This window comes from Actinophytocola sp. KF-1 (assembly GCF_054661535.1).
On sequence record NZ_BAAFVK010000006.1, the window covers coordinates 450639 to 470285 of the forward strand.

The 19647-nt window shown below is 70.4% G+C and carries 21 protein-coding genes; 10 read left to right on the top strand and 11 right to left on the bottom strand.

The features are described from left to right. The first annotated feature begins 12 nt into the window (after positions 1-12). The 3 genes from ACYQ77_RS20925 to ACYQ77_RS20935 all read left to right on the top strand — a co-directional run bounded on the left by ACYQ77_RS20925 (position 13) and on the right by ACYQ77_RS20935 (position 2381). Positions 13-1113 (top strand): glycoside hydrolase family 76 protein, encoded by a 1101-nt coding sequence (locus ACYQ77_RS20925; protein WP_459713986.1) that lies wholly within the window; start codon positions 13-15, stop codon positions 1111-1113. 10 nt (positions 1114-1123) lie between these two features. Continuing rightward, positions 1124-1867 (top strand): SDR family oxidoreductase, encoded by a 744-nt coding sequence (locus ACYQ77_RS20930; protein ID WP_459713724.1) that lies wholly within the window; start codon positions 1124-1126, stop codon positions 1865-1867. Between the two features lie 106 nt (positions 1868-1973). After that, a complete protein-coding gene (locus tag ACYQ77_RS20935) occupies positions 1974-2381 on the top strand; it encodes a VOC family protein (protein WP_459713726.1) in 408 nt (135 codons plus the stop codon). A gap of 28 nt (positions 2382-2409) precedes the next feature. On the opposite strand, the gene ACYQ77_RS20940 is transcribed toward ACYQ77_RS20935, so the two are convergent. Both ACYQ77_RS20940 and ACYQ77_RS20945 read right to left on the bottom strand, forming a co-directional pair. Further along, the gene (locus tag ACYQ77_RS20940) at positions 2410-3018 is read right to left on the bottom strand and encodes a DedA family protein (RefSeq protein ID WP_459713987.1); all 609 of its coding nucleotides are present in this window, start codon (positions 3016-3018) and stop codon (positions 2410-2412) included. A gap of 117 nt (positions 3019-3135) precedes the next feature. Beyond that, positions 3136-4086 carry an alpha/beta hydrolase gene (locus ACYQ77_RS20945; RefSeq protein ID WP_459713727.1) on the bottom strand — a complete coding sequence of 317 codons (951 nt, stop codon included), beginning with the start codon at positions 4084-4086 and terminating at the stop codon, positions 3136-3138. Between the two features lie 197 nt (positions 4087-4283). Between ACYQ77_RS20945 and ACYQ77_RS20950 the strand changes: the two genes are divergently transcribed. Then, positions 4284-5702, top strand: a complete 1419-nt coding sequence (locus ACYQ77_RS20950) for an FAD-binding oxidoreductase (RefSeq protein ID WP_459713729.1) — start codon at positions 4284-4286, stop codon at positions 5700-5702. A 574-nt stretch (positions 5703-6276) separates the two neighbouring features. Here ACYQ77_RS20950 and ACYQ77_RS20955 read toward each other — a convergent pair. From ACYQ77_RS20955 to ACYQ77_RS20970, 4 genes are all read right to left on the bottom strand, one after another. Then, positions 6277-6954: a VTT domain-containing protein gene (locus ACYQ77_RS20955; RefSeq protein ID WP_459713731.1), complete on the bottom strand. Its 678-nt coding sequence runs from the start codon at positions 6952-6954 to the stop codon at positions 6277-6279. A 60-nt stretch (positions 6955-7014) separates the two neighbouring features. Beyond that, entirely contained in the window at positions 7015-7278 is a 264-nt protein-coding gene (locus ACYQ77_RS20960) for a hypothetical protein (RefSeq protein ID WP_459713733.1), read from the bottom strand. Continuing rightward, positions 7275-8429, bottom strand: a complete 1155-nt coding sequence (gene nagA, locus ACYQ77_RS20965; RefSeq protein ID WP_459713735.1) for an N-acetylglucosamine-6-phosphate deacetylase — start codon at positions 8427-8429, stop codon at positions 7275-7277. Before nagA ends, ACYQ77_RS20960 begins: the two co-directional genes overlap by 4 nt. A gap of 510 nt (positions 8430-8939) precedes the next feature. Next, the gene (locus ACYQ77_RS20970) at positions 8940-9524 is read right to left on the bottom strand and encodes a SigE family RNA polymerase sigma factor (RefSeq protein WP_459713737.1); all 585 of its coding nucleotides are present in this window, start codon (positions 9522-9524) and stop codon (positions 8940-8942) included. Positions 9525-9558: 34 nt separating this feature from the next. Between ACYQ77_RS20970 and ACYQ77_RS20975 the strand changes: the two genes are divergently transcribed. Then, positions 9559-9843, top strand: coding sequence for a YciI family protein (locus tag ACYQ77_RS20975; protein ID WP_459713739.1), 285 nt, complete (start codon positions 9559-9561; stop codon positions 9841-9843). On the opposite strand, the gene ACYQ77_RS20980 is transcribed toward ACYQ77_RS20975, so the two are convergent. Continuing rightward, positions 9826-10290: a pyridoxamine 5'-phosphate oxidase family protein gene (locus ACYQ77_RS20980; protein WP_459713741.1), complete on the bottom strand. Its 465-nt coding sequence runs from the start codon at positions 10288-10290 to the stop codon at positions 9826-9828. The two genes, ACYQ77_RS20975 and ACYQ77_RS20980, sit on opposite strands and share 18 nt — an antisense overlap. Positions 10291-10298: 8 nt before the next feature. Then, a complete protein-coding gene (locus tag ACYQ77_RS20985) occupies positions 10299-11195 on the bottom strand; it encodes a short-chain dehydrogenase/reductase (RefSeq protein WP_459713743.1) in 897 nt (298 codons plus the stop codon). 112 nt (positions 11196-11307) lie between these two features. Between ACYQ77_RS20985 and ACYQ77_RS20990 the strand changes: the two genes are divergently transcribed. From ACYQ77_RS20990 to ACYQ77_RS21005, 4 genes are all read left to right on the top strand, one after another. Continuing rightward, complete coding sequence (locus ACYQ77_RS20990; RefSeq protein ID WP_459713745.1) at positions 11308-12933, top strand: alkaline phosphatase D family protein; 1626 nt, start codon at positions 11308-11310, stop codon at positions 12931-12933. 549 nt (positions 12934-13482) lie between these two features. Next, complete coding sequence (locus tag ACYQ77_RS20995) at positions 13483-14310, top strand: LLM class F420-dependent oxidoreductase (RefSeq protein WP_459713748.1); 828 nt, start codon at positions 13483-13485, stop codon at positions 14308-14310. Between the two features lie 85 nt (positions 14311-14395). After that, positions 14396-15430 carry a class II fructose-bisphosphate aldolase gene (fbaA, locus tag ACYQ77_RS21000; RefSeq protein ID WP_459713750.1) on the top strand — a complete coding sequence of 345 codons (1035 nt, stop codon included), beginning with the start codon at positions 14396-14398 and terminating at the stop codon, positions 15428-15430. Between the two features lie 5 nt (positions 15431-15435). Further along, a complete protein-coding gene (locus tag ACYQ77_RS21005) occupies positions 15436-15855 on the top strand; it encodes a DUF3151 domain-containing protein (protein ID WP_459713752.1) in 420 nt (139 codons plus the stop codon). A gap of 50 nt (positions 15856-15905) precedes the next feature. On the opposite strand, the gene ACYQ77_RS21010 is transcribed toward ACYQ77_RS21005, so the two are convergent. From ACYQ77_RS21010 to ACYQ77_RS21020, 3 genes are all read right to left on the bottom strand, one after another. Further along, positions 15906-16535 (bottom strand): HNH endonuclease family protein, encoded by a 630-nt coding sequence (locus ACYQ77_RS21010; protein WP_459713754.1) that lies wholly within the window; start codon positions 16533-16535, stop codon positions 15906-15908. 137 nt (positions 16536-16672) lie between these two features. Then, on the bottom strand, positions 16673-17500 hold the full coding sequence (locus ACYQ77_RS21015; protein WP_459713755.1) for an SH3 domain-containing protein: 828 nt from the start codon (positions 17498-17500) through the stop codon (positions 16673-16675). Between the two features lie 67 nt (positions 17501-17567). Further along, positions 17568-18221, bottom strand: coding sequence for a hypothetical protein (locus tag ACYQ77_RS21020; protein WP_459713757.1), 654 nt, complete (start codon positions 18219-18221; stop codon positions 17568-17570). A 90-nt stretch (positions 18222-18311) separates the two neighbouring features. Between ACYQ77_RS21020 and ACYQ77_RS21025 the strand changes: the two genes are divergently transcribed. After that, positions 18312-19601, top strand: a complete 1290-nt coding sequence (locus ACYQ77_RS21025; RefSeq protein ID WP_459713759.1) for an adenylosuccinate synthase — start codon at positions 18312-18314, stop codon at positions 19599-19601. Positions 19602-19647: the final 46 nt, after the last annotated feature.

The window sequence follows — 19647 nt, forward strand, 5'->3', positions numbered from 1 at the left end:
GCGGAGAGCACAGTGGAGGGGCCGTCCCTCTGGGGTGCGCGTGCGGCGGTGGCGGAGCGTGCCGTCCTGGCGCGGCACCTGCGCCGCGTGTGGGCGGTGCCCCGCACCCGGCTCGGCGTCGCGGGCTGGCCCCAGTCGATGGGCGACCGCCTGCACGGCCACTGGAACTACTGGTGGCAGGCCCACCTGCTGGACTGCCTCGTCGACGCGCAGGAACGGCACCCGAACGCGGCCCGCGCCGGCACCATCAAGAAGCTGGTGCGCGGGGTGCGGCTGCGCAACCTCACCGGCTGGACCAACGACTACTACGACGACATCGCGTGGCTCGGCCTCGCGCTCATGCGCGCGCACGACTGCGAGGACGTGCCGATCACCAAGCCGCTGACCGCGATCGCCGCCCAGCTGCGCGACGGCTGGACCGACCACGGCGGCGGCGGGATCTGGTGGCGGCGCAAGGACATGTTCAAGAACGTCCCCGCCAACGGGCCGGCCGCGATCCTGTTCACCCGCTGGGCGACCCGCGGCGGCGAACGCGCCGACCGGCAGCGCGCCAGGTCGATGACCGAGTGGATGTCGCAGGTGCTGGTCGACCCGGCCACCGGGCTGCTGTGGGACGGCGTGTACGTCGAACCGGACGGGTCGATCAGGGACGTCGTCAAGGTCTTCTACAGCTACTGCCAGGGCGTGTACATCGGCGCGTGCGTCGAGCTGGCGGACGGCGACACGTCCGGCGTCTGGGAGGAGCGGGCGGCGCGGACGATCACCGCGGTCGCCACCCACCTCAGCGACAACCAGGTGCTGCGCGGCCGAGGCGGCGGCGACGGCGGCCTGTTCGCGGGCATCCTCGCGCGGTACCTCGCGCAGGCGGCCCTGCGCCTGCCGCCGTCGGAGGCCGCGTCGACCGCACGGGAGCTGGTCGTGTCGTCGGCGCTGGCGGCGTGGCGGAACCGGGCGCTGGCGAGGTCCGGCCCGCTGTTCGGCCCGGAGTGGTCGCAGCCCGCGCAGGTGCCGAGGTCGGCCGGGCACCGCAGGGTCGAGCGCGACCTGTCGGTGCAGTTGTCCGGGTGGATGGTGCTGGAAGCCGCGGCGCTGCTGGAGCGCGCCTCCGGATAGGTTGCGCCACGTGGGTGTGGTGATCGTGACCGGCGGTGGCCGGGGTATCGGGGCAGCGGTGGCGCGGCAGCTGGCGCGCGAGGGGCACGACGTGGTCATCGGCTACGCGGGTGACCACGCGACGGCCCGCGGGGTGGTCGCGGACGTCGAGGCAGCGGGCGCGCAAGCGCTTGCGGTGCCGGGCGACGTGGCCGACGAGGCGGACGTGCTGCGCCTGTTCGAGTCGGCGGTGTCCCTGGGTCCGCTGACGGGAGTGGTGTGCAACGCGGGCATCACGGGTAACACCCCGGGGCGACTGGACGAGCAGGACGCGGCGACGGTGCGCCGGGTCCTCGACGTGAACGTGCTGGGGGTGTTCCTGTGCAACCGGGAGGCGGTGCGGCGCATGTCGACCCGCTACGGCGGGGCGGGCGGCGCCATCGTGAACGTGTCGTCGACCGCGGCCGGCCGGGGTTCCCCGGGCGAGTGGGTGCACTACGCGGCGAGCAAGGCAGCGGTCGAGACCATGACGTACGGCCTGGCCCAGGAGGTGGCGGCGGAGGGGGTGCGCGTGAACGCGGTAGCCCCTGGCCTGGTCCAGACCGGCCTGCACGCGGCGGCGGGCCTGCCGAACCGCCCGGCAGAACGCGCCCCGATGATCCCCATGAAGCGGGCGGGCGAACCAGAGGAGATCGCCGAGGGCATCGCGTGGTTGTTGTCCCCGGCGGCGTCGTTCGTGACCGGAGCCACGCTGCCCATCAGCGGCGGCTACTGAGCGGGTATCGGCCTGCAGAAGATCCGGTAACGGCGCGGGATTTGCCGCGTCGCTGGGGCACTATGGCGGAGTCGCCCCGCCGCCGAGGGGGTCGGGAAGGACTCAGATGCCCACGCTGACCGGTGTACACCACGTCGCCCTGACCGTGACGGACGTGGATCGCAGCGTCCCGTGGTACGAGCGAGTGCTGGGGTTCGAGTCGATCGGCTGCGACGACCAGCCCAACGGGATGCGGAAGGCGTTCCTCCGCGGCCCGGGCTTCGGGATCACGCTCACGCTCGTGCAACACCCCGTGTCGGAGTACTCCCTGTTCGACGAGCGCAGACCAGGTCTGGACCACCTGACCTTCAGCGTGCCGAACCCCACCTGCCTGCGCGAGTGGACGGACCGCCTCACCGAACACGGCGTGACGTTCTCACCGATAACGGAAGAGCACACGGCCCCCGGCACGGAGGTCATCTCCCTCCGCGACCCGGACGGCATCCAACTGGTCCTGTGGGCCCGCGACTCCTGAACGTTCGCGCAGGTCAGAGCCCTGTGTGTCAGTCCTGCGCGGCCGCGACGGTCGCTTCCACCGGCGGCTTGTGCATCTCCTGCCGGTACCGGACGACCCCGTACGCGGTGCCGAACACGAAGAACGCGATGCTGCCCCACAGCGCGACCGCCTTGAGCCACGGCATGTGCTCCAGCAGCCCGGCGCCGTAGTACCCGAGCAGCACGAGCGTCGGCACCCACGCCAGCCCGCCGATCGTCGTGGCCAGCAGGAACCGGCGGGTGTCCATCTTCGCCGCGCCCGCGATCAGCGGCGCGAACGTCCTGATCCACGGGATCCACCGCGCCAGCACGATCGCCCAGAACCCGCGCCGGTCGAGGAACTTCCTTGCCTTGTCGAGGTTCTCGAGGTTCAGCACGCGCCCACCGCGCCGCGCGATGATCGTGTGGCCGGCCTTGTGCCCGATGTAGTACCCGACCATGTTGCCGATCACCGCGGTGATCATCGCGGCCACCGACAGCGCCCACGCGTGCAGCTCACCGTCGTGCTCCGCGAGCACCACGCCCGCCGCGAACAGCAGCGAGTCGCCGGGCAGGAACAGCCCGACGATGAACGCGCACTCGGTGAACACGAACCCGAGCACGATGATCCACACCATGACGGGTCCGGCGGACTCGAGCACACCGGTAGCCACACTCACGACAGGTAGCGTACGTGTCCCGCGGAGCACCCATCCGCCGAACGTGCCCGAATTCGCCCGATCTCCACCGGCGTGTCAACTGGCGGTCGCGATCACGCCCTGGTCAGCGGCGAGGTCGCGGACGAACTCGCCGACGTAGGAGATCGCCGCCCTGCCCTCCGGGATCAACGGGTAGAACGCCGGGAACACGTGCACCTGCCCCGGCCACACCTGCAGTTCACAGTGGACACCGGCGGCCCGCATGCTCTCGGCCATCCGCTCGGAGTCGCCCAGCAGGCATTCGGTGTCGCCGACCTGGATCAGCACCGGCGGCCACCGGCGCTTGTTCGCCTTGAGCACGTTCAGCCTGCTGTGCGTGAGCTCGTACTCGCCCGCGTAGGTCCGCCCGCACTCCATCGCGCGCTTCGGCGGCACGAACGGGTCGCGCCGCACGCGGTCCCGGTCGGCCAGCTCGGCGCAGGTCAGGTCCAGGAACGGGGAGAACATCACGGCCGAGGAAGGCATCGGCAGCCTGCGCCGCGACAGGTCGGCGAGCAGTCCCGCGACCAGGTGCCCACCGGCGGAGTCGCCCATGACGGTGATCGACTCGGGTTTGTGCCCGCTGCGCAGGAGCCACCGGTAGGCGGCCAGCGCGTCGTCGGCGGCCGCGGGGAACGGGTGCTCCGGCGCGCGGCGGTAGTCGGCGAGGAACGCGGGCTTGCCGGTCGCGCCGGACAGCGCCGCGACGAGGTGCTTGTGGGTGCGCTGCGAGCCGAACACGAACCCGCCGCCGTGCAGGTAGAGCACCACACCGTTCGCGGGCTGGGCGCCGCGGCCGGTGATCCACAGCCCGCGGATGTCACCGTCCGCGATCGCCTTGACTCTGCTGCCCCGCGGCATCGGGGTGAGGCCGACGGTGTCGAACACGTCGCGTACCACCCGCAGCTGGGGCCAGGTGGTGATGCGCAGCCGGTCGCCGAGTGGTCGAAGGCCGCTCATGAGGAGTTGCGCGAGCGCGCGGCTCTGCACACTCGGACTCGTGGGCACCGTAGGCTGCATCGACGCACCCCCGCCCCTCCTGCTCAGCGTCCCCATTGACGTATCAACCACTGTAAATGATCGACCGACATCCCCGAACCAGCGAAAGTCGTACACCTTGATCTCGGTTCGGTGTCATTGATCGTGTCGCTCGAGTGTTGGTCGAGGCTCTCGAATTCCTCTCGAGAACGGTTACGGTTGGGAACGTGAGCACTCTCCTGGACGAGCTGCGCACCGCTGTGGGTGATGGCGCGGTGCTCGTCGACGCTGATGTCACCGAGAGTTACCGGCGCGACATGATGCCGCTGGCGCCCCACGGCGCGCCGCTCGCGGTCGTGCTGCCCAGGAGCGCGACGGAGGTGCAGGCCGTCGTCCGCGCGTGTGCCGCGGCGGGCGTGCCGATCGTCCCGAGAGGCGCGGGCAGCGGCCTGTCGGGCGCGGCGAACGCGATCGAGGGCTGCGTGGTGCTCGCGATGACCAGGATGAACGAGATCGTCGAGATCGACCCCGACAACCGGCTCGCGGTGGTGCAGCCGGGAGTGGTGAACCTGGACCTGCGCGGTGCCGTGGAGAAGCACGGCCTGTTCTACCCGCCGGACCCGTCGAGCTACGACTGGTGCACGATCGGCGGCAACCTGTCCACGAACGCGGGCGGGCTGTGCTGCGTGAAGTACGGCGTGACCACGGATTCCGTGCTGGGCTTGGAGGTCGTGCTCGCGGACGGCGAGCTGCTCAGGACCGGGCGGCGGACGGTGAAGGGCGTCGCCGGCTACGACCTGACGAAGTTGTTCGTCGGCAGCGAGGGCACGCTCGGCGTGATCACGCAGGCGACGCTCGCGCTGCGCCCGCTGCCGCAGGCGCCGGGCACGATGGTGGCGGCGTTCTCGGCGGTGGAGACCGCGGGCGAGGCCGTGAGCCGGATCGTGCGCGAGGGCATCGTGCCGTCACTGATGGAGATCATGGACGCGACGTCGATCGCGGCCGTCGAGGAACACCTGAAGACGGAACTCGGCGCGGGCAAGGGTTGCGCGGCGCTGCTCATCTGCCAGTCCGACTCGGGCGGCGAGGCGGCGCGGCAGGAGCTGCGCGCGATCGAGCAGGTGTGCGAGGACGTCGGCGCGGACCTGGTGCACTCGACGTTCGACCCGGCGGAGGGTCAGCTACTGCTGGCCGCGCGCCGGGCGGTGCTGACCGCGCTGGAGGTCTACGGCGCGTGGATGACCGACGACGTGTGTGTGCCCCGCACCCGCATCGCGGAACTGATCGCGGCGTGCGAACGGATCTCGGAGGAGGTGCGGTTGCGCGTCGCGGTGGTGGGCCACGCGGGCGACGGCAACATGCACCCGACGATCGTCTACGACCCGACGTCGGAGGACGAGTTCGAGCGGGCCAACGTGGCGTTCAACGACATCCTGGCCGCGGGCCTGGCCCTGGGCGGCACGGTCACCGGCGAACACGGCATCGGCAAGATCAAACGGGACTGGCTGGAGAAGGAGGTCGGCCCGATCGCGATGCGCACCCACCGCGCGATCAAGGCGGCCCTGGACCCGGACAACCTGTTCAACCCGGGCTCGATGTTCTCGATGCCGGCGACGGCGGCCGCCGGCCCCCGAATTCCAGCGTAGCCCCGCGCACCGACAACCCGGCTGCGCGCGCAGGCAGTTGTCCACAGGTGGGGTGGTTGTCCACAGCCAAGATCGACAACCGTCCCCCTGTCGGTGGACACCGGTAGACTGGCATGGCGGGTGGCCCCCGGGAATGGGTGGGGGTCTACGTACGTACTGGGTGGGGCGTTTTCGCAGGTCAGCGCTTGCGCCTGCGCTTTGTGGTTGGCCTTGCCTGGGTTTTTCCCTCCGGGGGGTCCTCGCCGGACGGGCTGGTCTCCGGGATGGCGGCGGTCCGGCACGGGGTTGGTTTGGCAAGGACTGGTGTTCGTGGTGGTGCCTGCCATCCCGTCGACCTCCCACGGGCTATCACACCGGGTCAAGGGGGCCCGGGCGGTTTGGGCATGGGGTTGGGTCGTGCTTCGGGCCCCCTTGACACGGTGTGATCGGGCTTCGCCAGGTCGACGGGATGGCAGGCACGCCGCAGTGGTGTGGTGGGGTTGCGCCTTCGTGCTGTTTCGCAAGTCGGGGGACATAAAGCGAAGGGCGCGACAGGTCGTCGGGTGACCTGTCGCGCCCTTCGCTTGTGTCGTGTCTAGGTGATGCGCTCGATGATCTCCGTCGCCGCGTCCGCGCCTGCTTCGGCGAGCTTCTTCTTCTCGCGGCGCGCCTTGAGGACCTCGATGATGATCGGGATGACCGAGAGCAGCACGATCAGGACCAGCATCGCCTCGATGTTCTTCTCCACGAACGGGATCTCGCCGAGGAAGTAGCCCAGGATCGTCACGCCCGACGCCCACAGGACACCGCCGATGGCCGAGTACGTGAAGTACTTCTTGCCGTCCATCCGCCCGACGCCCGCCATCGCCGTGATGAAGGTCCGCACGATCGGCACGAAGCGCGCCATGACGATGGCCCGCGCGCCGTACTTGTCGAAGAACTCGTGCGTCTTGTCGACGTACTCCTTCTTGAACAGCTTGGAGTTCGGCTTGTTGAACAACGCGGGCCCGGCCTTCGCGCCGATCCAGTAGCCGCACACGTTGCCGACGAACGCGCAGATCGTCACCAGCACGCACACCAGCCACAGCGGCGTCGCGATCGCGCCCGTCGCGACGAACAGGCCCGCCACGAACAGCAGCGAGTCGCCGGGCAGGAAGAAGCCGACCAGCAGGCCGCACTCCGCGAAGATGATCAGGCACAGCACGGCGAGCGCCCAACCGCCCATGCCACGCAGGATGACCTCCGGGTCGAGCCAGGAGGGCAAGATGGACATCGTGTGCACGGTGGCGGCAATCGTCACGCCATCAAAGGGTACGCGTGCTGCCTGTGTCACTCATAAGAGCGTCAGCAGGCCGGCGACCGCGCCCGCCGCCAGCCCGAGGAGCAGCGACAACACCAGGATCAGCAGCGCGGGGATCTGTTTCGGCGTCTCCGCGAGCCGGGTCGTCGCCTCGGCGGCCGGTGCGGCGGGGGTGAGGGACTTGAACTCGCTGCCGGACAGCAGGCCGTAGCCCACCTGCGGGGTCTCCGCGGGCGCGCGGGTCGCCTGTGCGCGCAGAGCCTCGGCGAGTAGGCGTTCCGGGTCGTCACCGCTCACGACGTGGACGGTACCCACTTCCCGCGCTTCATGACGGACGCCGGGCGTAACGCGTCGTCGAGCAGCACCACGTCGGCGGCGTACCCGGCGGCGAGCCTGCCGGTGACGGCGCCGAGGCCGAGCAGTTCCGCTGGCCTGGTGGCGGCGGCCTCGACGGCGTCCAGCACGCCGAGCCCGCAGCTCTGCACGAGGTTGCGGAACGCTGCGTCCATGGTGAGCGTGCTGCCCGCGAGCGAACCGCCGCCGGCCAGCGTCGGCACGCCGTCGGTCACGTTCACCTCGAGCCCGCCGATGTCGTACACCCCGTCACCCGCGGCGGCGGCCGCGATCGCATCGGTGATGAGCACGGTCCGGCCCGCTCCCGCGTGCCGCGCGGCGAGCCGCACGACCGTCGGGTGCAGGTGGACGAGGTCGCAGATCAGCTCGACGGTCACGCGCTCGTCATCGAGCAGCACGCCGATGGGTCCCGGCTCGCGGTGGTGCAGGGGCCGCATGCCGTTGAACAGGTGCGTCGCGACGCTCGCCCCGGCGTCCACGGCGGGCACGACGTCGTCGGCGAGCGCGTCGGTGTGCCCGATCGCGGCGATGACCCCGGCGTCGACGAGGCGTTTCACCGCGGGCACGGCGCCCTCGAGCTCCGGCGCGACGGTCACCATGCGGATGGTCCCGCGGCCGGCGGCGAGCAGCGCGTCGACGGAGTCGGGGTCCGGCGGCCGCAGGATCGCGGGGTCGTGGGCACCGCAGCGGGCGGCGGAGAGGAACGGCCCTTCGAGGTGCACGCCGGCGACGAGCCCCTCCTGGACGAGTTCGGCGAGCGCGGCGACTTGCTCGACCAGCTCGGGCACGGGCCGCGTGACGAGGCTGGCGAGCATGGTGGTGGTGCCGTGCGCGGTGTGGGCGTCGACGACCTGGCGCACGTGCGCGGGATCGGCGCTCGTGAACGCCGCGCCACCCCCGCCGTGGCAGTGGATGTCGACGAACCCGGGGAGGACCCAGCTGCCGGACGCGTCGGTCACCTCGGCGTCGGGCCGTGCGGGCGGCGCGCCGGAACCGACCGCGCTGATCGTGCCGTCGTCGACCAGGACCCACCCCGGGTCGAGCACGCCATCGGGCGTCGCCACCCGTCCCCCGGTGATCAGCTGCGCAGCCATTCCTCACCCCTCGAACATGACACTATTGGTCTATACCATAGCGCCTCAGAACCGCTTGGGGATTATTCACAATGTATCAATGCAGTCGCGTTATCACCTAACGAATCCTGCGGGCGACTGGGTGAAAAATCGCTCGCCGAGCGCCATGTCGATCTTCACCAGGCCCCGCAACCGGTTCCGGGTGCCTGTGCCCGAACCAACACGGGATCGCTTGGCGCGGGAACCCAGCCAAGGCCGACTCAAGCGGCCTTCCGATGTCGGGCGCACAAGGACTGCTGCCTGCCATCCCGGCGACCTGCCCGTCCGGCGAGGACCCCCGAGGAAACCCCCGGCAAGGTCAACCACAAGCCCGGAAACAAGGCGCTGACCTGCGAAAACACACCCGCCCAGTACGTACGGGCAGCCCCCACCACTCCCGGGGGCACCCCGCTGTCCAGTCTACCGGTGCCCACCGACAGAACCCGGCCACGCTGCGGGGACTGTGGATAACCCACCGACCTGTGGACAACCTCAGTTGGGCGTGCGCATGATCTTCTGCAGCGCGTCCAGGGCCCGGCTGGCGGTCGACTTGACCGTCCCCTTCGAGATGCCCGCGGCCTCGGCGATCTCGGCCTCCGAGAGATCGCCGTAGTAGCGCAGCACGAGCACCTCCCGCTGCCGGGGCGGCAACTGCGACAACGCACGCACGACCGACTGGTGCTCAGCGGTCAGCATCGCGAGGCTCTCGGCGGACCGGGCGTTGACCTGGTGCGGCGGCGTGTACTCGCGCGCGGTCTTCCGCCGCCGGAGCACGGAACGGGACCCGTTCACGACAGCCGTCCGCAGATACCCGACCGCGGCGGCCGCGTCGCGGAGGTTGCCCCAGTTGCGGTGCAGCCCGGTGAACGCCTCCTGCACGACGTCCTCGGCCGTCGCCGGTTCGTCGACCAGCAGCAGTGCCAGCCGCACCAACCGCATGCGATGGGTGCGATACAGGTCCTCGAGCGTCAGTGGCGCCTGCTGCGCCTGTGGCACCGGAAAGCTGCCGGTGTCGATCGCGCGCAGGTGGCCGAGCGTCCGCTCGACTGTGCGTTCCGCGCTGAGGTCCCCAGTCACAACAGAACCCTATCGGCACCGGTACCGTGCCGCCATGGCCTGGTACACGGTGGAGACCACCTACGTCGACGACCGCGCGAAGCTCGCGGACAGCAGGCCTCGGCACCGGGCCTACCTGCAGGCTCTGGTCGAGCAGGGCAAGGTCGGCGCGGCGGGTCCGTGGGCCGACGACTCCGCCGGGTTCGCGATTTACCAGGTGGCCGACCTGGCCGAGCTGGACCGGCTGCTGGCGGAGGACCCGTACACGATCGACGAGGTCGCGGCGGCACGAACCGTGCACGAGTGGAAGCTTGTCATGGGCTCAGTAGGTGCCGCCTAGTTTCGAGTGGTCCCAGCTGACGATCTTCGTCGGCCGGCAGACCAACCCCACCCGCTTCGGGGCCTGCAGTCGCACGAACTGGCTGCCCGCCGTCGCCACCTGCGGGTTCTCGGCGTAGCGGTGCATGAGCTGCTGGCCGATCATCGTGATCTTCTCGGTGTCCGTCACCAGCTCGACGTCGCACTCCATGGAGACGCCGCGCAGCTTCTCGTACGAGTCACCGGTCTCCACCAGGATCGTGGCCTGCGGCAGGCGCTGCAGGTTCAGCGCCTTCTGCGACTTGGCGTACGTCCACGTCTCGATCACGTCGCCACGCGGCACGTACCACAGCGCCACCAGGTGCGGCCTCCCGTTGGGGCCCATGGTCGCGATGTTCGCGGTCCTGCCCTCCTCGAGGAAAGCGGTGATCTCCTCGGGCGTCATCTGCACCTGGCCACGTCGCGACATGGCACTCGTTATAGCGCACGTTCGCGCGAAGCCGCAGCTTTCGCGCCCGGGCCGACCATGCTCGACTCGACGGCGCCGCGCTTCTCGATGTCCTCGAGCGCCGCCTTGTCGGCCGCGGGCATGATCTTCCGCGCGTACAGCTCCACGAACCTCGGCACCAGCGCGCGGAACAGCTTCGCGACACCGACCCAGCCCGGCACGTGCACGACACGGGACCGCCGCGCGACCCCCGCCGACATCAGGTCCACCGCCACCGACAGCGGGTACGTCTTGCTGACCAGCCCGCCCGCGGCGCCGCGCAGCTTGCCGAACACCGGGTGCTCGTCGGCCGTGTTGACCATGTCGGTCGCGATCCACGTCGGGTGCACGACGCCGACGTCCACGCCGAGGTGCTTGACCTCCGCGCGCAGCGAGTTCGCGAACGCCTCGACGCCCGCCTTCGCCGCCGAGTACGCGGCGTTGCCCGGGATGTGGATGATCGCCGCCGCCGACGACACGAGCATCGCGTAGCCCTTGGACCGCACCAGGTGGGGCAGCGTGACCCGGACGGTCTTCCACACGCCGAGCAGGTCCACGTTGATCACGCGCTCGAACGCGGCGGGGTCGATGGAGCGGGTGAAGCCGGTGGCCGCGATGCCCGCGTTGGCGACGACCGCGTCGATCCGGCCGTAGCGCTCGACGATCGCGGCGGTCGCCTTCTCCAGCTCGTCCCAGCTGGTGACGTCGGCCTCCCAGGCGCCGGCGTCCGCGCCGCACTCGGCGGCGACCTTGGTCAGCTCGTCGGCCTCGAGCCCGACGAGCGCCACCTTCGCGCCCTTCGCCGCCAGATCGCGTGCGAGCCCGGCGCCGATGCCCCGTGCCGCACCCGTGATGACCACGACCTTGCCGCGCACGTTCTTGCTCATGAACGCGAACCTACCACGAGTAACCTACTCCCAGTAAGTGGCAATTGTGCATGGGATGTTTACGCAGAACGGCTGTATGTCACACCCCATGGCGCGGCCAGGATCGAAGTTCATGGAGCAGACCTACGACCGTCGATCCGCACTGCGGGCAGGCGCGGCGACCGCCGGTGTCGTGCTCGGCGCCGCCGCCCTCCCCACCACCGCCGCCGCTGTCGCCGAGCCCGTGTTCGCACACGGCGTCGCGTCCGGCGACCCCCTGCCCGACGCGGTCCTGCTGTGGACGCGCGTCACCCCGGCCCCCGACGCGACCCCGGGCTCCGGGGTCGGCCCGAACGTCACCGTGACCTGGGAGGTCGCCGCCGACCCGGCGTTCGCGACCGTCGTCGCGTCCGGTTCGGTCGCCACCGGCCCCGGCCGCGACCACACCGTGAAGGCCGACGCCACCGGCCTGAACCCCGCGACCACGTACTACTACCGGTTCCGCCTGGACGGCGCGGTCTCCGCGACCGGCACCACCCGCACCGCGCCCGGCCTGTCCGCGGCCGTCACCCGCCTGCGGTTCGGCGTGGTGTCCTGCTCGAACGTCCCCGCCGGCCACTTCGCCGCCTACCGCTACCTCGCGGACCGCGGCGACCTCGACGCCGTGCTCCACCTGGGCGACTACATCTACGAGTACGCCGGCGACTTCAACGGCGCCGCCGTGCGCCCGCACGACCCGCCGCACGAGATCCTCACGCTCGCCGACTACCGCCGCCGCCACGCGCAGTACAAGTCCGACGAGCACCTCAAGCGCCTGCACGCGACCGTCCCGTTCATCGCGACCTGGGACGACCACGAAGTCGCCAACGACGCATGGTCCGGCGGCGCCGAGAACCACACGCCCGGCACCGAGGGCGACTACGCGACCCGCAAGGCGGCCGCCCACCAGGCGTACTTCGAGTGGATGCCGGTGCGCAACGAAGCCGACCGCATCTACCGGCGCCTGCGTTTCGGGCTCCTCGCGGAACTGTCCATGCTGGACCTGCGCAGCTATCGGTCGCAGCAGGTGGGCATCGGTGATGGTGCGGCCGACGACCCGAACCGCACGATGACCGGCGCCGAGCAGATGGCGTGGCTGCAGAACGGCCTGATCACGAGCGGTGCCCAGTGGAAGCTGGTCGGCACGTCGGTCATGGTGGCGCCGCTGCAGCTGCCCCCGCTGTCCGCGGACCTGCTCGGCCCGCTCGCCGAGCTGCTCGGCCTGCCACGCGAAGGCATCTCGATCAACCCGGACCAGTGGGACGGCTACGCGGCCGACCGGCGGCGGCTGCTGGCGACGATCGCCAACAACGGCGTGCGCGACACGGTCTTCCTGACCGGCGACATCCACTCGTCGTGGGCGAGCGACGTGCCGAGGGACGCCGGGCTGTACCCGCTGCTGTCCAAGTCGGTGGCGACCGAGTTCGTGTGCACGTCGGTGACCTCGGACAACATCGACGACATCGTCGGCGCGCCGCCGCGGACCACGTCGGTCCTGCTGGAGACCGCCGTGCAGGCGCTGAACCGGCACATCAAGTACTGCGAGCTGGACTCCCACGGCGCGTCCGTGCTCGAGGTGACACCCGCCGGCGCGCAGATGGACTGGTACTACCTCGCGAACAAGGCCGACCCGGCCAGCGCGCTGTCGTGGGCCCGCTCGTTCCGGACTCGCGCGGGCACGCAGAAGGTGCAGTCGGTCGGCACCCCGATCGCGCCGTAGCCGTGCCGGTGGGGGCGGTCGCCGGGCCGTCCCCACCGAGTTGTCCACAGCCGGTCCGGTTGTCCACAGGCAAGATCGACAACCGTCCCCCTGTCGGTGGACACCGGTAGACTGGCATGGCGGGTGGCCCCCGGGAATGGGTGGGGGTTCACGTACGTACTGGGTGAGGCGTTTTCGCAGGTCAGAGGCTTGTGGCCGTCCTTGTGGTGGGTTCCCCTCCGGGGGGTCCTCGCCGGACGGGCTGGTCTCCGGGATGGCGGCGGGTCTTGCACGGGGCTGGTTTGGCAAGGACTGGTGTCCGTGGCGGTGCCTGCCATCCCGTCGACCTCCCGGAGGGCTATCACACCGCGTCAAGGGGGCCCGGCGGCTTTGGGCACGTGGTGCTTTGGGTTTCGGGCCCCCTTGACCCGGTGTGATCGGGCTTCGCCAGGTCGACGGGATGGCAGGCACCCCTCAGGGGGTTCTGGGGTTTCGCGGGGTTCGGGGGCTGCGCGCCCGGCATGTGGTCGGCTCCGGCTGGAAGTGTCCTCTTGGCGTACTCTTCGATGCATGTCGAAGACTTTGGGTGTGTGGGACCACGTGACCGACTGGCTGCGGGACGCCGACGTGCTGGCGGAGCTGGAGCGGCTCGGCTACGAGCGGGTGTGGTTCGGCGCGTCGCCGCCCGCCGACCTCTCGACGGTCGAGCCGACCCTGGCCGCGTCGGCCACGCTGAACGTCGCGACCGGGATCGTCAACGTGTGGGACGGCGAGCCGGACGGCGCGGCCTACGCGCGTGTCGCCGGCGCCTACCCCGGCCGGTTCCTCCTCGGCATCGGTGCTGGTCACCGGCAGATCGTCGGCGAGCGCTACACCAAGCCCTACGACCGCCTGGTGAGTTACCTCGACGTTCTCGACGAGGGTGGCGTCCCGCTGGACGGCCGGGTCCTGGCCGCGCTGGGTCCACGCGTGCTGCGCCTGGCCAGGGACCGGACGGCGGGCGCGCACCCATACCTGACGACCCCCGAGCACACCGCGCAGGCCAGGGAGATCCTCGGCGACGGCAAGCTCCTCGTGCCGGAGCAGAAGGTCGTCCTGTCGACCGACCCGGACGAGGCCAGGGCCATCGCCAGGGGCAGGCTCGCCATGTACCTGCGGCTGCCGAACTACACCAACAACTGGCTGCGGCTCGGCTTCACCGAGGCGGACCTGGCCGACGGCGGCAGCGACCGGCTGGTCGACGCGCTCGTCGCGTGGGGTGACGCGGACGCCATCCGCGAGCGGATCGCCGCGCACTGGGACGCGGGTGCCGACCAGGTGGCGCTGCAGGTGCTGAACACGGACAAACTGGACGTGCTCAGGGCCCTTTCGCCGGTACGGTCGGGTACCTCCTTCTGAATCGGTCATCCTCCCGGCGCGCTGCGCGTCCGTGCTCGTAGGATCCCCCTCGACGGCCCTGTCCAGCCATGAGGAGGACGTACCGATGCCCATCGCCACACCCGAGGTCTACGCCGAGATGCTGGACCGGGCGAAGGCGAACGAGTTCGCATTCCCCGCCATCAACGTGACCTCGTCCGAGACGCTCAACGCGGCGCTGCGCGGCTTCGCCGAGGCGGAGAGCGACGGGATCATCCAGGTCTCCACCGGCGGGTCCGAGTTCGCCTCCGGCACCAAGGTCAAGGACATGGTCACCGGCTCGGTCGCGCTCGCCGAGTTCGCGCACGTCGTCGCCGAGAAGTACCCGGTGAACGTCGCCCTGCACACCGACCACTGCCCGAAGGACAAGCTCGACGGGTTCGTCCGCCCGCTGATCGCGCTCTCCCAGGAGCGCGTGTCCGCGGGCAAGGAGCCGCTGTTCCAGTCCCACATGTGGGACGGCTCCGCCATCGACCTCGACGAGAACCTCGCGATCGCGTCCGAGCTGCTCGACCAGGCCGCCAAAGCGCGGATCATCCTCGAGGTCGAGATCGGCGTCGTCGGCGGCGAGGAGGACGGCGTCGCCCACGAGATCAACGAGAAGCTGTACACGGCCGAGGGCGACTTCCTGAAGACCATCGACGCGCTCGGTGCCGGTGAGAAGGGCCGCTACCTGCTGGCCGCGACCTTCGGCAACGTGCACGGCGTCTACAAGCCGGGCAACGTGAAGCTGCGCCCGGACGTGCTCAAGCGGGGCCAGGAGGTGGCCGCCGAGAAGCTGGGCCGCCCGGCCGGCGACAAGCCGTTCGAGCTGGTGTTCCACGGCGGGTCCGGCTCGCTGCTGGAGGAGATCCACGAGGCCCTGTCGTACGGCGTCGTGAAGATGAACATCGACACCGACACCCAGTACGCGTTCACCCGCCCGGTGGCCGCGCACATGTTCACCAACTACGACGGCGTGCTGAAGATCGACGGCGAGGTCGGCAACAAGAAGACCTACGACCCGCGTTCGTACCTGAAGGCCGCGGAGCAGGGCATGGCCGCGCGCGTCACCCAGGCGTGCGAGCACCTGAAGTCCGCGGGCCGGATGCTGGCAGGCTGAGTGCCATGACGTTGCAGGAGAACCTGTTCGGCGGCCCGCCCGCCACCCACCTCCCGGACCGGCCGGAACCGCAGGCGGCGATCGAGTCGGGCACCGAGCCCGCCAAGGTCGTCACCCAGTGGCCGGACTTCTCCGAGGGCTGGGCGGCGCTCGCCGAGCTGGCGCTGAAGGAGAACAACGCGGTCGCGGCCTACGCGTACGCGCGGACCGGCTACCACCGCGGCCTGGACCAGCTCCGCCGCGCGGGCTGGAAGGGGCACGGGCCGATCCCGTGGGCCCACCGCCCGAACCGCGGTTTCCTCCGCGCACTGGCGGCGCTCGCCCGCGCCGCGCAGGCGATCGGGGAGACCGAGGAATGGGAGCGCTGCACGCAGTTCCTGGCCGACTCCGACCCGGAGGCACCCGCGCAGCTCGGGCTTGCCTGAGATCCGCACGAGAAGGGGCCGCCCACACCGCGTGGGCGGCCCCTTCCACGTCAGCAGGTCGCCAGCATGTCTTCCAGCGCACCCTGTTCCGCGTCCGTGACGGTCAGGCTGTAGGTGTACTTCACGTGCGTGTACGCGCTCGCGTACTGGCACCAGTTCGACTCCAGTGGCGGCTTCCACTGGTCCGGTGTCTGGTCGCTCTTGGACTGGTTCACGTTGTCGGTGACCGCCCACAGCTGCGGGGAGCTCAGGTCGTTCGCGAACGCCTCGCGTTCCGCGACGGTCCAGTCCGCCGCCCCGGACCGCCACGCCGCCGCCAGCGGCACCATGTGGTCGATGTCCACATCGGACGTCTCGGTCCACGTCCCGCCGTCGTACGGGCTGGTCCACGACCCGGACGTGGCGGCGCAGTCGTCGCCCACCTCGACCCCGTCGCCGTCGCGCCGCAGGACCATTTCCCTTGTGTTGCAAGCACCTTCGACGGTGTGCCAGTGCGGGAACTGGTCGCGGTCGTAGCCGTCCATGGAACCGTCCGGTGCCACCGTCAGCGCGGCGAGCTCACTCGCCGCCCTCGCCGGATCCGGTATGCCTGGTGGGGTCGCGCTCGCGGTCCCGCTCCCGAGGCCGACCACGGCCCCGGCAGCGAACACCAGCGAGGCGACGAGTGCTTTCCCCGACATCGCGCCTCCAGAGGTGAAGTTGTGGCACCGACTCTGCGACACCGCGATCACCAGGGGCAATGACCGCCGGCGAAACACTCGGGAAAGCGACTATCGGCCGGGGCCGAACGGGTCAGCCCCGTCTCGCCACCGGGGGCTTACACCGGGCAGGGCGGCCGGTTCTCCGGCGCCGGGTCCACCCAGTAGCCGAACCTCGGCCGCGTCGGGCTGATCAACGCGCCCGAGCAGCCGCGGGCGCGGATCGTGTCGTTCGAGTAGCCGACCCCGGTGCTCAGGCCGGAGATGTTCGCCAGCTGCACCACCGGTTCGTCGAAGTACACGTGGTCCCGGTTCTTCGGCTGGAGACAGCTCGACGGCACGAAACCCCACACGTTGTACGAGGCGCCGGGCCGCGGCGCGGCGACGAGCGCGACCGCGCCGTCCGTCGTCACGTACCGGTAGCTGACCTTCGTCATGTCCAGGCCCGGCACGGCCTGCGCGGGATCGACGCGGTCCGGCCCGTCGGTGACGCGCGTGTAGTTGAGCGACGGCACGCACCCCGCCGCCAGGTTCACCCCGGTGCCGAACGTGATCCGCCGCCACAACCCGTCCACCTGGCGCAGCGACCGGAACGGCGCGTTGATCGCGCCCACCCAGTCACGCCAGCGCTCGGCGTCGTCCCCGCAGCGTTCCGGCACCCCGGCCAGACCACCGGACTGGCTCGCTCTCGTCAGGTGACCGCGCAGGACCCACCCGACCGGTGTCGCCATGGCGTGGTTCGGGGACACGCGGATCCGCACCCAGTCCCCGCAGTAGCCCTGCACCTCGACGGCGTCGCCCTTGACCGCGTTCGCGAGCACCAGACGGCCCGGGTAGTCGCGCACGGTCGCGCGGTCGGCGGAGATCGTGTCGGCCGGTGCCGCGTCCGCCTGCCCGGGCAGCACAGCCACCAGCAGGGCGGCAAGCAGTGCGATTCGTAGCTTCATGCCGCCATTGCAGAACAGGGCCGCCTGCCGCGTCAGGAGGTGTTGCGCGGGCGGGCAAGAAGGTTGCTCAGCAGATCGCGCGCAGGTCCTCGGTGTGCCGGTACCAGGTCCACCGCGTCACCGCGCGCGGGTACTCGACGCCGTCCCGCACGGGGTGGATCTCGTCGATGCCGAACTGGACCGCGCGGCCCTCGAACAGGGCGGGCTTGCGGAACCGGCCCCGCACGACCTTCACCGACACGCCGGCCGGTCCCGGCGTCACCTCGATCCGCGACGCGTCACCACGCAGCGCGACCGCGTCGTCGCAGTACACGGTGCCGCGGGCGGGCGCGACGATGCCGAGCCCGAGCAGCACCCCGCCGTTGTCGTCGCGGACGAGCGGCAGGCTGCGGTCACTGCCCGTGAGCGCGAGGTCCACGCCGTCGGCCGGCAAACCCCACAGCTGGGCGACGTGCGACTGCTTCCGGTCGACCGGCACGAAGCCGACCATGATCTCGTCCACCCGTTCGGTGCGCATCAGCCGGAGCACGACGGCGGCCAGGTCGGCGTCGGTCCCGTGCACGACGACGCGGTCCACGTCGTCGCTCTTCAGCAGCGGGTCGACGTCGTTCTTGCTGGGTGTGGCGGGGATCTCGTGGGCCCCCGATCCCGAGGCCGAGGCCAGTTTTCGCCAGTCACCGCTGGTGACGGCGGTCCCGCAACCCAGTATCAGCGCACCCATCCCGGGCCTCCTGGTCTACGCTCAATCACCGGCATTTCGCCCATCCGAAATGCGCCCACTTCGTGTTCCGTTGACATCGGGGAGTTTCACATGCCGGCCATCGTGCTCATCGGCGCCCAGTGGGGCGACGAAGGTAAGGGCAAGGCAACGGATCTGTTGGGCGAGAAGGTCCAGTGGGTCGTGCGCTACCAGGGCGGCAACAACGCCGGCCACACGGTGGTGCTCCCTGACGGACAGGACTTCGCCCTTCACTTGATCCCTTCGGGCATCCTGACCCCCGGCGTCACCAACGTCATCGGCAACGGGGTGGTCGTGGATCCCGGCGTGCTGCTGACCGAACTGGCGGGCCTCGAGGAACGGGGCGTCGACACGTCCCGGCTGCTGATCTCCGCCGATGCGCACCTGATCATGCCGTACCACGTGGCCATCGACAAAGTCACCGAGCGCTACCTGGGCAAAGCCAAGATCGGCACCACCGGCCGCGGCATCGGTCCCGCCTACCAGGACAAGGTCTCCCGCGTCGGCGTCCGCGTCCAGGACCTGCTCGACGAGAAGATCCTGCGCCAGAAGGTCGAGGCCGCGCTCGACGTCAAGAACCAGATCCTGGTCAAGGTCTACAACCGCAAGGGCCTCGACCCGGAGCAGGTCGTGGACTCGGTGCTGGAGTGCGGCGAGAAGTTCGCCCACCGCATCGCCGACACCCGCCTGCTGCTGAACCAGGCGCTGGAGCGCGGCGAAACCGTGCTGCTGGAGGGCTCGCAGGGCACGCTGCTGGACGTCGATCACGGCACGTACCCGTTCGTCACGTCGTCGAACCCGACCGCGGGCGGCGCGGCGGCCGGCTCCGGCATCGGCCCGACCCGCATCACCACCGTGATCGGCATCCTGAAGGCGTACACGACCCGCGTCGGCTCCGGCCCGTTCCCGACCGAGCTGCACGACGAGATGGGCGAACGCCTCCGCAAGACCGGCGGCGAGTTCGGCGTGACCACCGGCCGCTCGCGGCGCACCGGCTGGTTCGACGCGGTGATCGCCCGCTACGCGGCACGCGTCAACGGCATCACCGACTACTTCCTGACCAAGCTCGACGTCCTGTCCGGTTTGGACCGGGTGCCGATCTGCGTGGCGTACAAGGTGAACGGCGAGACCATCTCGGACATGCCGATGACGCAGACCGACGTGCACCACGCCGTGCCGGTGTACGAGGAGATGCCGGGCTGGTGGGAGGACATCTCCGAGTGCCGGACCTTCGAGGAGCTGCCCGCGAACGCGCAGGCGTACGTCCACCGCCTGGAGGAGCTGTCGGGGGCGAGGTTCTCCGCGATCGGCGTCGGCCCGGGCCGGGAACAGACGATCGTCCGCCACTCGATGACGGGCTGACGAGGACCACTCCCTCTCCCCACTTCAACGTATAGCGCACCCCGGG